This window comes from Sphingosinicella terrae, assembly GCF_003347635.1.
In the GTDB taxonomy this organism is placed as follows: domain Bacteria; phylum Pseudomonadota; class Alphaproteobacteria; order Sphingomonadales; family Sphingomonadaceae; genus Allosphingosinicella; species Allosphingosinicella terrae.
In genome coordinates, this window is sequence record NZ_QDFY01000002.1 from 1 (window position 1) to 14,012 (window position 14,012).

General features: G+C 67.9%; 10 protein-coding genes. 4 read left to right on the forward strand and 6 right to left on the reverse strand.

What is annotated here, in order from left to right; genetic code table 11:
- Positions 1–722 (reverse strand): aldehyde dehydrogenase family protein (locus DDE10_RS05485; RefSeq protein ID WP_114951755.1); only part of this gene is annotated, 722 nt, incomplete at its 3' end.
- An 80-nt stretch (positions 723–802) separates the two neighbouring features.
- Between DDE10_RS05485 and DDE10_RS05490 the strand changes: the two genes are divergently transcribed.
- Positions 803–1,810, forward strand: coding sequence for a fumarylacetoacetate hydrolase family protein (locus tag DDE10_RS05490; RefSeq protein WP_114951756.1), 1,008 nt, complete (start codon positions 803–805; stop codon positions 1,808–1,810).
- Positions 1,811–1,826: 16 nt separating this feature from the next.
- Here the strand turns inward: DDE10_RS05490 and DDE10_RS05495 are convergent, their stop codons facing one another.
- The 5 genes from DDE10_RS05495 to DDE10_RS05520 form a co-directional block, all read right to left on the reverse strand.
- A complete protein-coding gene (locus tag DDE10_RS05495; RefSeq protein WP_162806348.1) occupies positions 1,827–2,726 on the reverse strand; it encodes a Cif family virulence factor in 900 nt (299 codons plus the stop codon).
- 101 nt (positions 2,727–2,827) lie between these two features.
- A complete protein-coding gene (locus tag DDE10_RS05505) occupies positions 2,828–4,030 on the reverse strand; it encodes an exo-beta-N-acetylmuramidase NamZ family protein (protein ID WP_114951759.1) in 1,203 nt (400 codons plus the stop codon).
- Positions 4,027–4,554, reverse strand: coding sequence for a DOMON-like domain-containing protein (locus DDE10_RS05510; RefSeq protein ID WP_162806350.1), 528 nt, complete (start codon positions 4,552–4,554; stop codon positions 4,027–4,029). The genes DDE10_RS05505 and DDE10_RS05510 overlap by 4 nt, the downstream gene beginning before the upstream one ends.
- A gap of 77 nt (positions 4,555–4,631) precedes the next feature.
- Positions 4,632–8,228, reverse strand: coding sequence for an ABC transporter permease/M1 family aminopeptidase (locus tag DDE10_RS05515; protein ID WP_114951761.1), 3,597 nt, complete (start codon positions 8,226–8,228; stop codon positions 4,632–4,634).
- Positions 8,229–8,239: 11 nt separating this feature from the next.
- Complete coding sequence (locus DDE10_RS05520; RefSeq protein WP_114951762.1) at positions 8,240–9,118, reverse strand: ABC transporter ATP-binding protein; 879 nt, start codon at positions 9,116–9,118, stop codon at positions 8,240–8,242.
- A gap of 190 nt (positions 9,119–9,308) precedes the next feature.
- Between DDE10_RS05520 and DDE10_RS05525 the strand changes: the two genes are divergently transcribed.
- Genes DDE10_RS05525 through DDE10_RS05535 form a run of 3 tightly spaced genes read left to right on the forward strand, consistent with a single transcriptional unit; the run spans position 9,309 to position 13,948 of the window.
- Positions 9,309–10,685 (forward strand): M28 family peptidase, encoded by a 1,377-nt coding sequence (locus DDE10_RS05525; RefSeq protein ID WP_114951763.1) that lies wholly within the window; start codon positions 9,309–9,311, stop codon positions 10,683–10,685.
- A gap of 6 nt (positions 10,686–10,691) precedes the next feature.
- Positions 10,692–13,100 carry a ribonuclease R family protein gene (locus DDE10_RS05530; RefSeq protein ID WP_114951764.1) on the forward strand — a complete coding sequence of 803 codons (2,409 nt, stop codon included), beginning with the start codon at positions 10,692–10,694 and terminating at the stop codon, positions 13,098–13,100.
- Positions 13,097–13,948: a pirin family protein gene (locus tag DDE10_RS05535; protein WP_114951765.1), complete on the forward strand. Its 852-nt coding sequence runs from the start codon at positions 13,097–13,099 to the stop codon at positions 13,946–13,948. The genes DDE10_RS05530 and DDE10_RS05535 overlap by 4 nt, the downstream gene beginning before the upstream one ends.
- Positions 13,949–14,012: the final 64 nt, after the last annotated feature.

The following is a 14,012-nucleotide window of genomic DNA, read 5'->3' on the forward strand; positions in this document are numbered from 1 at the left end:
TTGCCGTTGGCGGTGCCGCGGCTGTAGATATATTGGGCGATGTCGGACGAGCCGACGAAGCTCACCGCCTTGATGTCGTCATGGTCGAGGATCGCGTCGACCATCTCCTTGTCGCCATGGACGACCTGGAGGATTCCGTCGGGAAGGCCCGCTTCCTTCATCAGCTCGGCGAGGCGCACCGGCACCGACGGATCGCGCTCCGAGGGCTTGAGGATGAAGGCGTTGCCCACCGCGATCGCGACCCCGAACATCCACATCGGGATCATCGCGGGGAAGTTGAACGGGGTGATGCCGGCGACGATGCCGAGCGGCTGGCGCATCGAATAGACGTCGATGCCGGGGCCTGCGCCCTGGGTATATTCGCCCTTGAGAGCATGGGGGATGCCGCAGGCGAACTCGATCACCTCGAGCCCGCGCTGGACGTCGCCGCGGGCGTCGGCGACGACCTTGCCGTGCTCGGAAGCGAGGAGGAGGGCAAGCTCCTCCATATGCTTCTCGACCAGCTCCTTATATTTGAACATCACGCGGGCGCGGCGCTGCGGATTGGTCGCCGCCCAGGCCGGAAAGGCCTCCCGCGCCGCGGCCACGGCGCGCTCGAGATCCGCCGCATTGCCCAGCCGCACCCGCGCCTGCACCCCGCCATTGTTGGGATCGAAGATGTCGCCCTGCCGCTCGCCCGCCGCATGACCTGCGCCGGCGATGAAATGGTCGATGTTACGCATGCAATCGTCCTCGGGATCGAAGCTGTCGATGATGTGTGGCCCCTAGACCGGGCGTCGGGGAAATGCCAGTTGCTCGAACCATGAAGCTAGCATCCTTGAAGGACGGCCGCGACGGGCGGCTGGTCGTCGTCAGCGACGATCTCGCCTGGTGCGCCGACGCGCGCCACATCGCTCCGACCCTGCAGTCGGCGCTCGATCACTGGGCCGCGGCGGAGCCGCAGCTGCGGCTGCTCGCTCTGGATCTCGCCCATCAGGCGATCCCGCGCGAGCGTTTCCACGAGCGCCAGGCCGATGCGCCGCTGCCCCGCGCCTATCAGTGGGCGGATGGCTCGGCCTATGTGAACCACGTCGCCCTGGTCCGCCAGGCGCGCGGCGCGGAGATGCCGGAAAGCTTCTGGACCGATCCGCTCATGTACCAGGGCGGCTCCGACGAGATGCTGGCGCCGCGCGATCCGATCCCGCTCGCCGACGAGAGCTGGGGCTGCGACCTCGAGGCGGAGGTGGTGGTCGTCACTGGCGACGTGCCCCGTGGCGTCTCGCGCGAGGAGGCGCTCGGCCACATCCGGCTGGTCGGGCTGGTCAACGACGTCTCGCTTCGCAACCTCATCCCCGGCGAGCTCGCCAAGGGGTTCGGTTTCCTCCAGTCCAAGCCCGCCTCGGCGCTGTCGCCGGTCTTCGTCACGCCCGACGCGCTCGGCGACGCCTGGCGCGACGGCAGGCTGCACGGCGTGCTCAAGGTCGACCTCAACGGGCAGCCGTTCGGCCGGGCCGATTCCGGCGAGGACATGACCTTCGATTTCGGGACCCTGATCGCGCACCTCGCCAAGACACGCAATATCGGCGCCGGCACGATCGTCGGTTCCGGGACCGTCTCCAATCGCGACGCCGATGGCGGTCCCGGCAAGCCGGTCGACCGCGGCGGCCGCGGCTATTCCTGCCTGGCCGAGGTGAGGACGGTGGAGACGATCCTCGACGGCAAGCCGGCGACGCCGTTCCTCAAGCCCGGCGACGCGGTCCGGATCTGGATGGACGACGGGCAGGGCCATCCGATCTTCGGCGTGATCGAGCAGGAGGTGGTCGCCGCCTGAGCGGCACCCGCCGGCGTCACTCGGCGATGTAGCGCCAGGGCTGGTCGGCGGCGTCGCGGCGCCAGATCGTGAAGAAGGGGATGCTCGCCGGCTGGCCCTCGGGCGGCGGGGCGTTGGCGTGGATGGTGCCGATGCTGACGCCGAGATCGCCGCTGGCCGCGACGAAGCTCATCTCGGTGCTCCAGCGCAGCGGGCTGCTGCTGCCCTCGGGCATGCCGGCGCTGATCGCCTCGCGGCCGATGCGGAAGCCCGCACCTCCGGACATGTTCATCGCGTCGTCGCGGCCGAACTCGAAGAAGGCGGTTCGCAGCCCGACTTCCTGCGCGCGGTCGGAAAAGGCCTGCTCGGCGGCGGCGAGGCTGCGGCGGTGCGTCTCGACGTCCACTTCGCCGGTGACCGCCATGTCGGTGAAGCCGGGCAACGAGGCCGGCATCATCTCCGTGGAGACCTCACCGGCGGCGCGCGGCACCTGGCGATAGGCGACCACGCGCCAGCCTTCAGGGCGGCGGATCCAGTAAGAGAGATACTTGCGCTCGCGCCGGGCCGGATCGCCGGCGGCGAGCGTCGCGAAGCCGTAGGTGAAGCCGTGCATGCCGTCCGCCGAGATGCCGGCGCGCACCGGTGTCCAGCGAAGCCGTCCCTCCCGCCAGCCGGGGACGTCGCGGTAGACGGCGAGCACGGTCTCCCGTCCCGACACCAGCCCGCGCCCGGGGACCGGCACGACCACGGCGGCGTCGAACATGGCGGACAAGGCGGCGAGGGCATCCGCCGATTGGGCCGCCGCAGCGGAAAAGCCGCGGTCGGCGGCGAGCAGCGACTCGACGGCGGCCTGTGCATCCGCCTGCGCTTGCGCGCGGCCGGCGCAAAGCGACGAGAGCGAGATCAGGGCCAGGGTAGCGATCAGGTAGCGGAGCATCTCTTCACCTCGTGTCGAAGAGGTGAGCTATTGCGCCGTCCCGCTCGCGGCTCGGCGCTTTCGACGAAGGCGAAAGGCTGATCGACCGGGCGAAGGGCGGGTCAGTAGATCAGGTGAGCCCGTCGCTCTTCTTCCCAGGCCGCCTCGTCCGCGCCGGCGACCCTGTCGAGATCGCCCGGCGCGGCTTCGGGATCGTCGACCCATTCGCGCAGCAAGGGGCTGCCATTGATGACGTCGATGGCGAGCTTGTCGAACTCATATTCGTAGGGGAAGTCGCGCCAGAGCGGATAGTCCGGGTCGAGGCGCCGGATCGCCTTGAAGGCGAGCGCCTGCAGCCGCCACGGGCGGAAGGCGGCGTGATCGTAGGCGGGATCGTCGGTGTGGATCTGGACGCCCCGGCAGAGCGTGCCGACATGCTTGTGGAAGGTCGGCTCGAACCAGCATTCGCGCAGCCGGCAGCCTTCGAGCCAGTGCGGGGCGAGCCGGCGCATCTCGGCGAGCACGGCCGTCGCATCGATGTCCGGGGCGCCGAACAGCTCGAGCGGACGGGTCGTGCCGCGGCCTTCCGACAAGGTGGTGCCTTCGAGCATGACGGTGCCGGCATAAGCGCGCGCCATGCCGAGCGTCGGCGCGTTGGGGCTCGGATTGATCCAGGCGCGTTCGCCCAGCGGCCAGCCGAAGCCGGGCGCGGCCTCGGGCGCCCAGCCCTCCATGGCGATGACGCGATAGTCGACGTCGAGCTTGAAGGTCTCGATGAACCAATGGCCCATCTCGCCCAGCGTCATGCCGTGCCGCATCGGCAGCGCGCCGGCGCCGACGAAGCTCTCCCAGCCGGGACGGAGGGTGAGCCCCTCGACGGGCCGCCCTGCCGGATTGGGGCGTTCCAGCACCCAGACCGACTTGCCGTGCTGCGCCGCCGCCTCGAGCATGTAGAGGAGGGTGGTGAGGAAGGTGTAGATCCGGCAGCCGAGGTCCTGGAGATCGATGAGCACGACGTCGAACGTGCTCATCATCTGTCCGCTGGGACGGCGGACCTCTCCGTAGAGGCTGAAGATCGGGATGCCGAGCGCCGGATCGTCATAGTCCGGCGATTCGACCATATTGTCCTGCTTGTCGCCCCTGAGGCCGTGCTGCGGCCCGAACGCGGCGCTCAGCCGCAGGTCGCCGAGCGCCGCCAGGGCATCGAGCGCGTGGGTGAGATCGCGCGTCACCGAAGCCGGATGGGCGACGAGCGCGACGCGTTTTCCGGCGAGCGGCGCCCGCAGCTTGGGCTCCTCGAGGAGCCGGTCGAGACCCGTCTTCATGCCGGCCTTGCTGGCGCGAGTTGGAGCGCGAAGCAATCGGCATGATGGAAATCGGGCTTTCCGGGCGGGTGGCGAAGCGCCCAGAAGGTCCGTCGGCCGTTGCGCTCCTCGACCACCGCCGACAAGCCGATGCGCCAGGGCTCATGCGCGGCGAGCGCTCCCAGCTGCCCGAGCGGAAGGATCGCCTTCACCGTTCGCGTGGGACCGAAGCCGTGCTGGTCGGCTTCGACTCGCGGCGGCCGGATCCGGGCTCGCTCCATCCCCTCGCGATAGGCGCTGAACCGATAGGCGGCCCACTCGCCGGAGGGAGACAGGTTGAACTCATGATATTCGCGGGCGTCCTCGACCTTGAGGAACGCCTCGAAGCAGGTGTGCCGCCACAGCTCGTCCCTGAACATGTCGCCCCTCGCTTCCGGCAAGGGCGGCCGCGGCCATTCGAGCTGGCGGAAGTTCGCGGCGATCCTGAATTCCAGGCCGAGCCGGTGCCCGCCCATCCGGCCTATGTCGACGTCGATCGCGGACACGGCGCCCTTTTCACTGTCGGGATGAGGGACAAGCGAGACGAGCATCGTTCGCCGGTAGGCCGATCGCCTCCGCCCGATCAACCCACCGGTGCGACATTGTCGTCTGAATTGCGGTCCACGTAGAAATTGTAGGGATCGACCCCGGCATGGCTTGGCCGAGTCGCCGTGACGAAGCGCAGGACCTGGCGACCTGAACGAAGCGGCCGCCGCTCCATCAATAGGACGTTCGAGCGGTCGAAGGCGCCGTGGCCGGGCAGGGCGGTGAACAAGCCGATCTCGACCGGCTCCGCCACCCTGGTCTCGGTCTCGACGCCCTCGCCGTCCGCATAATATTTGCGCGCGTCGACGGTGACGGTGACGTCCCAGCGGCCGTCGGCGCGCCGCGTCGCGGTCGGCTGGTCGACCTTCAGATCGTAGACGGTGATCCGTTCGAACAGGTCGGTGATGAGCGCCTGCTGCTCCGGGGTGCGCGCCTCCTCGCGCAGCAGCCGGATCAGGTCCACGGACCTGGGATAGGGTGCGCCGCGGAAGCGGTAGCGTTCCAGCAGCCGGCGCAGCGCCCGGTTGACCGCTTCCTCGCCAAGCCGTTCCTGCAGCAGGTACATGACCACCGAACCCTTGCGGTAGTGGATGTAACCCTGGTTCTCGACCCGGGCGAGCGGCAGTTCTTCCACGCCCTCCTGGCCGCGGCTGCGAAGGTAGTTGTCGAGCTCGAACTTGAGGAAGCGGCGGATCTTGTCCTCCCCATAGAGCCGCTTCATCACCATCAGCGCCGAATATTGCGCCAGCGTCTCGGACAGCATCGTCCCGCCCTGCATGTCGGCGCCGATCAGCTGGTGCGCCCACCATTGGTGGGCGAGCTCGTGCGCGGTCACGTAGGTGACGTAATCGATCTCTTCGGGATCGCGGTTGTCGGTGACGAAGCCGATCGCCTCGGAATAGGGCATGGTGTTGGCGAAGGCCTGGGCGAAGGTCGCGTATCCGGGGAATTCGATGATACGCGCCTGATCGAACTGATAGGGGCCGAAGCTCGCCTGACAATAATCCAGGCTGTGCTGCAGCGCATTCAGCATGCGATCGGCGTTCCAGCCGTGGTCGGGATGGTGGAAAACGGAAAGCGTGACGCCGTCATGGACCCTCTGTGCCTCCGCATAGCGCGCGGACTGGATCGAGAAGAAGGTCAGGATCGGCGCATCGGAGATGAATCGCGCGGTGCGGCGCCCGTTCGCGGTTCGGTCGCTGACCTTGCGGCCGGGCGCGATCGGAACCTGGTCTGCCGCGGTCGACAGGGTGATGTCCGCGGTCGACCAGCCGCCGCCGAAATAGGACCGCCGCGTCGCGGACATGTCCTCGAGCCGCGCCGGGCGCAGCTCCGGCGGCAGATCGTACTTGCGACGGGTCGTGCGGTCGCTCAGCAGCATGAAGCGGTCCATGCCGATGGCCGGCGCGATCTCCATATTGTTGAGGAACGTGCCGTTGGGGACGAGGCGGGTATCGTTCCCGGAGTTGCGGAACCCGACCTGCTGGCGTCGCGTGCGGAAGCCGATCTGTCGCGTCTCTCCCGGCGCCATCGGACGATCGAGCCGGTAGATGCGATAGCCATATTCCTCGTCGTTCGAGGCCAGACGCGCACCGGGGAAGTCGATCGCCAGAATCTGGAGGTTGATATCGGGCCTGCGCACGTGGACGTCGCGGATCGGCTGTCCGGTCAGGTTGCGCAGCAGGTAGCGCCCGCGCACCTCCGCGCGAATATCGGCCGGATAGAGATCCACGTCGAAGACCGCGTGGGCGATCGAAGGCTGCGGTAGGTTCTCGTACCGCAGATACCTCCGCTCATATTCGGCGGCCATGCGCTCCCCATGATCCGAGGTCAGATAGGGGTTGAGCACGTTCGTGTTGTAGAAGATCCAGCCGCCTGTCAGCGCGGCGACCATGATCGCGCCGCCGGCGATCAGGCCCGGCGTTCCGCGCAGCCGCGCCGGCATGCGCCTGAGCCGCGGCTTCAGGCGGGTCTCGGTGCCGCGGCGCCAGAGCAGGTGGGCGAGGACCAGCAGGACGATGGCGATGGCGCCCCAATAGAGCCGGAACCACCAGGCGCCCTTCCAGTAGATGCCGGCCCCGTTCATGTCCGACAGCGGCTCGTCCGGAGTCTCGCCGTAGAGATAGAGATTGTGCTCGAGGCCGAGGCCCGAGAAGATCATCCCTGCGACGAGCCAGAGCACCATGATGCCCCAGCCGACATATTTGTTCGGGCTGAGCGACTGGACGAAGATCGACAGGATGGCGAGCAGCATCATGTCGTAGCCGCTCGGCAGGATGTACCAGAGGAAGTATTTGCCGAGCTCGAAGTCCGTATAGCCCTTGAGCATCTGGACGAGCATGCCCGCGGCGACGCTGACCAGCACCGTCGCCACCAGCACGAGGGCGACCGCGAGCGCCTTCGGCAAGGCGAAGGCCCAGTTCGGGATCGGCGTCGCGTCGATGATCTCGTGGGTCTTGCGATCCCGTTCGCGCCAGACCAGCTCCCCGCCATAATAAATGGCGATGATGACGGGGATGATGGAGAAGGTCCCCTCGAGGATCGGGATCAAAGTGAACGTCGCCGGGTAGGTCGGCGTCCCGTACATGACGCTGCCGAACCAGAGGGCGGTGACCGAGTTGAACAGGCCTAAAGCGAGCAGGACGGGAAAGGCCGGGCTCCTGAACACCTGGCGCATCTCGAACCGCGTGCGCGCGAGAAAGCGCGCGCGTGCGCTCGCGCCATTCTCCGCCGGTGGCGGCAGCGTCCCGGCAAGCGGGGGAGGCTCGGCCGCCAGTGCGCGCTCGATCGCGGCTTCCTTGCGCGCCTTGCGCTGCTGACGCCGGGACAGGCCCTTCTCGGCGAAACGAAACGTCCAATAGGCGACGGCGAGGAAGAGGAGCGCGATCCCGGTCCAGACCAGCCGGTTCCACAGGATGAAGCCGGCAAAGTCCGGCACCAGCGCATTGCGCTCGGCGGCCGTCCAGTAACGCGCGACCTGAGCGTAGGCAGCGATCCCAAACGGCTCTGTGAACGCGCCGATCGCCCGATATTCCGGGTTCTGCGCGAGGCTGGAATTTACGATCAGCCAGATGATCAGGAAGGCGACGACGCCGACATAGGTGGTCATCATCGACCGGGTTGCCGTCGCCAGCGCGAAGAAGACGGCGGAGGTGATCAGGATGTTGGGAAGGGCGAGAGCGAGGAGCGGCCAGGCGTAATAAGAGGCGCGGTTCGGACCCAGCGTCTCCGGGTCCAGCCAGGGCATGAGCGAGCCGAGCCAGATGCCGAGGGGCACGGCGAGGAAGCCGATCGCCGCGACCAGAAAGGCGCCGGCGAAGCGGCCGAACAGATAATCGAACTTGGTCACCCGAGTCGCCCGGACGATCGGGCCGAATCCGGTATCGTCGTCACGCACGACGACGTTGGCGACGAAGGCGGTGGTCACGAACATGTAGAAGACCGAGAAGGTCAGCATCGCCTGCGCGATGGAGAAGGGGCCGTTCTCGTGGGTGTTTCCGCCGGCGCCGCCGATCTGTACCTGCTCGCTCGCGACCAGGCCGAAGGTGAACAGGAAGAAGAGTCCCGCGGCGACCCAGAGAACGGGATTCTTCAGCTGGTAGCGCAGCTCGAAGCCGGCGATCCGGAGGAACATGGCGAACCTCCTCAGGCGGCGCGGCGCGACTGGACGAGCGTCGAGAAATAGACGTCCTCGAGGCCGCCGGAAGTCGGCGCGAAGCCGTCGCCGGGATCGGTATCGGCGAGGACATGGATGACGGTGCGGCCGGCAAACAGGCGGGTCGAGATGACCTCGTATCGCTGGCGATGTTCGTCGAGGGCGTCGCGGTCGATCGTCTTGGTCCAGATCCGGCCGCGGGTGCGCTCGACCAGCTCGGTCGGAGCGCCCTCCAGCCGGATCCGCCCGTCGGCGATCACCGCCATGCGCGGGCACAAATCGTGGACGTCCTCGACGATGTGGGTGGAGAGGATGACGACGACATTCTCGCCGATCTCGGCGAGCAGGTTGAGGAAGCGGTTGCGCTCTTCGGGATCGAGGCCGGCGGTCGGCTCGTCGACGATGATCAGCTCGGGATTGCCGATCAGCGCCTGGGCGATGCCGAAGCGCTGGCGCATACCGCCGGAGAAGCCGGCCAAGGCCTTGCTTCGCACCGCCCAGAGATTGGTCTGGTGGAGCAGCGCCTCGACCGTGGCCTTGCGGTCGCTCTTCCCGGCGATTCCCTTGAGCACCGCCATGTGGTCGAGCATGTCGTAGGCGGAGACGCGCGGATAGACGCCGAAATCCTGCGGGAGATAGCCGAGGGTGCGGCGCAGCCTCTCCGGCTCGGCGATGACGTCGATGTCGCCGAACCGAATCCGGCCTTCGCTCGGAGTCTGCAGGGTGGCGACGGTCCGCATCAGGGTGGACTTGCCGGCGCCGTTCGGCCCGAGCAGCCCGAACATGCCGCGTGGGATGGACAAGGTCACATGGTCGAGCGCCCGCGTGCCGTTCGCATAGACATGGCTGACGTCGTCGAGCTCGAGCATTTTGAGGTCCCCCGTAGAATCAGGGATATAGGTTAGCGTGCGTGTTAGGCATGTAAAGCAGTGATCGGCTCGCTCGGGCGTTTCGCAAGCGCCGACAACCGGGACGGGCCGTCTTTCGAAGGCTGATGTCGGGAACAGGACGGGACGCCCATCTTGCACGGCGCGACCCGACGGCGCAGAGGTCTGCGTCATGACCAGGCTCTTCCTCGCATTCTCCGCCGCCCTGCTCCTGACTCCTGCCGCTGCCGCGCAACGCAGCCGGCAGGCCCCATCTCCCGCCCCGCTTCGCGCGATCGCAGACGATGTCTCCGAGTCGAACCTGCGCGCCATCGTCGAGCGGCTGGTCGGCTTCGGTACCCGCCACACTCTCTCCTCGCGCGATCATCCGACGCGTGGGATCGGCGCGGCGCTCGACTGGACCGAGGCCGAGTTCGGGCGCTTCTCGCGCGAGTGCGGCGGCTGTCTGGAGGTCGTCCGCACCGGCGACACCGTCACCGGCCGCCGCGTTCCCGAGCCGACCCTCGTCGAAAATGTCGTCGCCATCCAGCGCGGCGCCGAGCGGCCCGACCAGGTCGTCATCATCACCGGCCATATCGACAGCCGCGTCACCGACGTCATGAACGCCACCGCCGAGGCACCGGGCGCCAATGACGACGGCTCGGGTACCGCCGCCGTGATCGAGGCGGCGCGGGTGCTGTCGAAGCATCGCTTCCCCGCCACCATCGTCTACGCCGCGCTCTCGGGCGAGGAGCAGGGACTCTATGGTGGCCGCATCCTCGCCGACTATGCCCGGGCGCAAGGATGGCACGTGGTCGCCAATCTCAACAACGACATCATCGGCAACAGCTGCGGCTCCGACGGCGTCTGCGACGACGATCACGTCCGCGTCTTCTCGGAAGGGCTGCGCTGGCAGGGCGGCGACGCCCTGCGGCCGCTGGTTCGCAGCCAGGGGGGCGAGAATGATTCGCCCTCGCGCAACCTGTCGCGCTATCTTTCGTCGCTGGCGGATCATCTCAGCCTTGCGCTCGACGTGCGCCAGATCTGGCGCAACGACCGCTTCGGGCGCGGCGGCGATCATACCGAGTTCCTGAACGCGGGCTTCCCGGCCGTGCGCCTCTCGGTCGCGGTCGAGAATTACAACCACCAGCACCAGGATCTGCGGACCGAGAACGGCATCGAATATGGCGATACCATCGACAAGATGGATTTCCCCTATCTGCGGCGGGTGACGCAGCTGAACGTCGCGGCACTCGCAGCGTTGGCGCGTGCGCCGATGCCGCCGGCCCCGCGGGTGGAAGGGGCGGTCTCGCCGGACACGACGATCAGCTGGGAGCCGGTGGCGGGCGCCTCCGCCTATGTCATCCGCTGGCGCCCGACCGACGAGGCCAATTGGGTGCACAGCCTGCGCGTGCCCGGCCGCGATACGTCCCACGTCCTGCGACGGGTCCGCGTCGACGATTACGTGCTCGGCGTGTCCGCCGTCGCCGCCGACGGGACGGAAAGCCCCGTTGCATCCGCCGTGCCGGGTGGCGCGTTCGGGCCCTACACACCTCCACCGGCACAGTAGGATCGGATGGCGAAGAAACCGGCCAAAGGCGGCCTCCCGAGCCGCGAGCAGATCCTCGATTTCATCCAGAGCTCGGACGAGCCGGCGGGCAAGCGGGAGATCGCACGGGCCTTCGGGCTGAAGGCGCAGGACAAGATCGCCTTGAAGGCCCTGCTACGCGACATGGCGGACGAGGGGCTGATCGATTCCTCGCCTGGCCGCGCCTTCCACAAGATGGGCGGTATTCCCAAGGTGACGGTGCTGCGCGTCGTCGACGTGGACGAGATGGGCCGCGCCTGGGCCGTGCCCGAGCGCTGGGAGGCGGAAGGCGAACCGCCGCGCCTCCGGGTAATGGAAAGGAAGGGCCGCGGTCCCGCGCTTGGCGTGGGCGACCGGATCCTGTCGCGGACCGAGGAGGACAAGCAGGGCTGGCTCGCCCATCCGATGAAGAAATTGCTCAAGGGGAGCGAACTCGTCTTGGGCGTCGTCCACCAGGAGGGCACGAATTACTGGCTGCGGCCGGTCGAGAAGAAGGAAAGGCGCGAGCTGCCGATCTCGGAGCTCGGCGACGCCGAGGCCGGCGATCTCGTCCTCGCCGAAAAGGTCGGCCGCCCGCCGCGGCTGGCGGCGCGGGTCGACACCCGGCTCGGCGATCCGTTCGCACCGCGCAGTTTCAGCCTGATCGCCATCCACAAGCACGGCATCCCGCACGAATTCCCGGAAACGGTGATCGCGGAGGCCGAAAGGGTCGCGAAGCTGCCGCTGGAGCCGGGGGAGGCCGCCCGCGAGGATCTCACCCACATCCCGATCGTCGCCATCGATCCCGCCGACGCGCGCGACCATGACGATGCGGTGTGGGCGGCTCCGGACGACGATCCCGCCAATACCGGCGGCTGGAAGGCGATCGTCGCGATCGCCGACGTCTCCTTCTACGTCCGTCCCGGCTCGGCGCTCGACAAGGAGGCGAGGAAGCGCGGCAACAGCGTCTACTTCCCCGACCGGGTGGTGCCGATGCTACCGGAGACCCTCTCTGCGGAGATGTGCTCGCTCAAGGAAGGCGAGGACCGCGCCGCCTTGGTCTGCCATCTCCAGGTCGCCAAGGACGGTCAGCTGAAATCCTGGCGCTTCAGCCGCGCGCGAGTCAGGATCGCCGCCAACATCGCCTATGAGGATGCGCAGGCGGCGATCGATGCCGAGGAGCGCCGGCGGCCGCCGAGCGCGGAGGCGCTGGAGGAGGCGGTCGAGCTCTCGTCCAGCCCGTGCTCCCTCTCCGAGGCGGATATGAACCAGATGGAGACAGCAGTCCCTTCCGAACTGGTCGAGACGGTTCTGAAGCCGCTCTGGGCGTGCTGGCGCGCCCTCTTTGCCGCGCGCGAGAAAAGAGGACCGCTCGAGCTCGACCTGCCGGAGCGGCGGGTGATGCTCGACGAGACCGGCCGGATCCTGTCGGTGGCGCCGCGCGAGCGGCTCGACGCGCACAAGCTCATCGAGGATTACATGATCGCCGCCAACGTCGCCGCCGCCAAGGCGCTCGAGGCGAAGAAGGCGCCGGTCATGTACCGCGTGCACGAGCCGCCGAGCCGGGAGAAATTGGTCGCGCTCAAGGACTATCTCAAGACCTTCGAGATCGAGTTCGCGCTCGGCCAGGTGGTCCGTCCGGCGACCTTCAATCGCCTGATCGAGCGCGCGCGATCCATGCGAGGTCTGGACCAGGACGAGGGGGACGAGCCTGCCTTCCTGCCCCAGGTCATGGAGCAGGTGCTCCGCACTCAGACCCAGGCTTATTATGCGCCGGAAAATCACGGCCATTTCGGGCTGGCGCTGGGATCCTATGCGCATTTCACCTCGCCGATCCGGCGCTATGCCGACCTGCTCGTCCATCGGGCGCTGGTGCGGGCGTGGCGGCTCGAGCCGGAGGCGACGGCGACCGGCCTCAGCGACCAGGAAGCCGAATCGATGGAAGTGACGGGCGAGCTCATCTCCAATTACGAGCGCCGCGCCATGGAGGCCGAACGCGACACGCTCGACCGCTATGTCGCCGCCTATCTGTCCGAGCATGTAAGCGAGCTGGTGGCGTGCCGGATCACCGGCGTGCAGCCGTTCGGCTTCTTCGCGACCGTCGAAGGGCTGGGCGGGGACGGCCTCGTGCCGGTCTCCACGCTCGGACGGGAATATTTCCGTTACGACGAGGCCGCCCAGACCCTGATCGGCGAGGAGAGCGGCGAAGTCTATGCCTCCGGCCGCAAGCTTACCTTGCGCCTGGCCGAGGCGGATCCGGTGAGCGGGAGCCTGCGCTTCGAAGTGCCCGGCTCGCCCGGCGGCGGACGCGGCCCCGGTGAGCGCCGCGGGCGCGGCGCCGAGGACAAGCCCCAGCGGCGGATGCAGGGCCGACGCGGCCGGCCCGGCAATATCCGCCATCAGGGACGAAAAAGATGAGGTTGCGTCCGGTCTTCCGTCGTCACGCCGCCCTCCGCGACGATATCGGGGACCTCGTCACGCGGCGGCCGGTGCCGGGGCCGGCGCTCCGTCATCTCGACCCCTTTCTCTTCCTCAACCATCACGGCCCGCAGGTCTATCCGCCGGGGAATCGCGGCCTCCCATTCGGCCCGCATCCGCATCGCGGCTTCGAGACCGTGACCTTCATCCTCTCCGGTGAGCTCGCCCATCGCGACAGCGGCGGGCACGAGAGCATCATCCGTGCCGGCGGTGTCCAATGGATGACCGCCGGGCGCGGCCTCGTCCATGCCGAGCTCTCGCCGCAGGCCTTCAAGGAGAAAGGCGGGCCGCTCGAAATCCTCCAGCTCTGGGTCAACCTTCCGGCGCGGCTCAAGATGACCGATCCGGCCTACGTCGGACTGGAGGCAGCGGACATCCCGCAGATAGCGGTTGCCGACGGGAAGGCGGCGATTCACCTCGTGGCCGGAGCGATGAGCGGGGTGAAGGGGCCGGTGCAGCCGCTCACCGACATAGCCCTGATGTGGATCACGCTCCAGCCAAGCGCCCGGCTCGACTTGCCGGCGCCGGAGGGCAAGACCATCTTCCTCTATGTGGTCGACGGCAGCGTCCGGTCCGGGGGCAGCGACCTTCCCGAGCATCATCTCGCGGAGATGGGCGATGGCGACGCGGTGCGGATCGAGGCCGACGAAAAAGCGACGATCCTGTTCGGTCACGGCACGCCCTTCGATGAGCCGATTGTCGCGCACGGGCCGTTCGTCATGAACAGGCCCGAGGAGATCCGCCAGGCGATCGAGGACTATCAGCAGGGGCGCCTCGGTGCCCTCTGACCGGGCCCTCGCGGCGAAGGCCGCTCAAATTCGCAAGCGCGATCAATGCGCGTTGACGGCGGCA

Coding starts and splice junctions, on each gene's coding strand:
- DDE10_RS05520 (WP_114951762.1), bottom strand. CDS start 9,118: ATGCTCGAGCTCGACGACGTCAGCCATGTCTATGCGAACGGCACGCGG.
- DDE10_RS05495 (WP_162806348.1), bottom strand. CDS start 2,726: ATGCTCCGCTACCTGATCGCTACCCTGGCCCTGATCTCGCTCTCGTCG.
- DDE10_RS05535 (WP_114951765.1), top strand. CDS start 13,097: ATGAGGTTGCGTCCGGTCTTCCGTCGTCACGCCGCCCTCCGCGACGAT.
- DDE10_RS05525 (WP_114951763.1), top strand. CDS start 9,309: ATGACCAGGCTCTTCCTCGCATTCTCCGCCGCCCTGCTCCTGACTCCT.
- DDE10_RS05490 (WP_114951756.1), top strand. CDS start 803: ATGAAGCTAGCATCCTTGAAGGACGGCCGCGACGGGCGGCTGGTCGTC.
- DDE10_RS05530 (WP_114951764.1), top strand. CDS start 10,692: ATGGCGAAGAAACCGGCCAAAGGCGGCCTCCCGAGCCGCGAGCAGATC.
- DDE10_RS05505 (WP_114951759.1), bottom strand. CDS start 4,030: ATGAAGACGGGTCTCGACCGGCTCCTCGAGGAGCCCAAGCTGCGGGCG.
- DDE10_RS05515 (WP_114951761.1), bottom strand. CDS start 8,228: ATGTTCCTCCGGATCGCCGGCTTCGAGCTGCGCTACCAGCTGAAGAAT.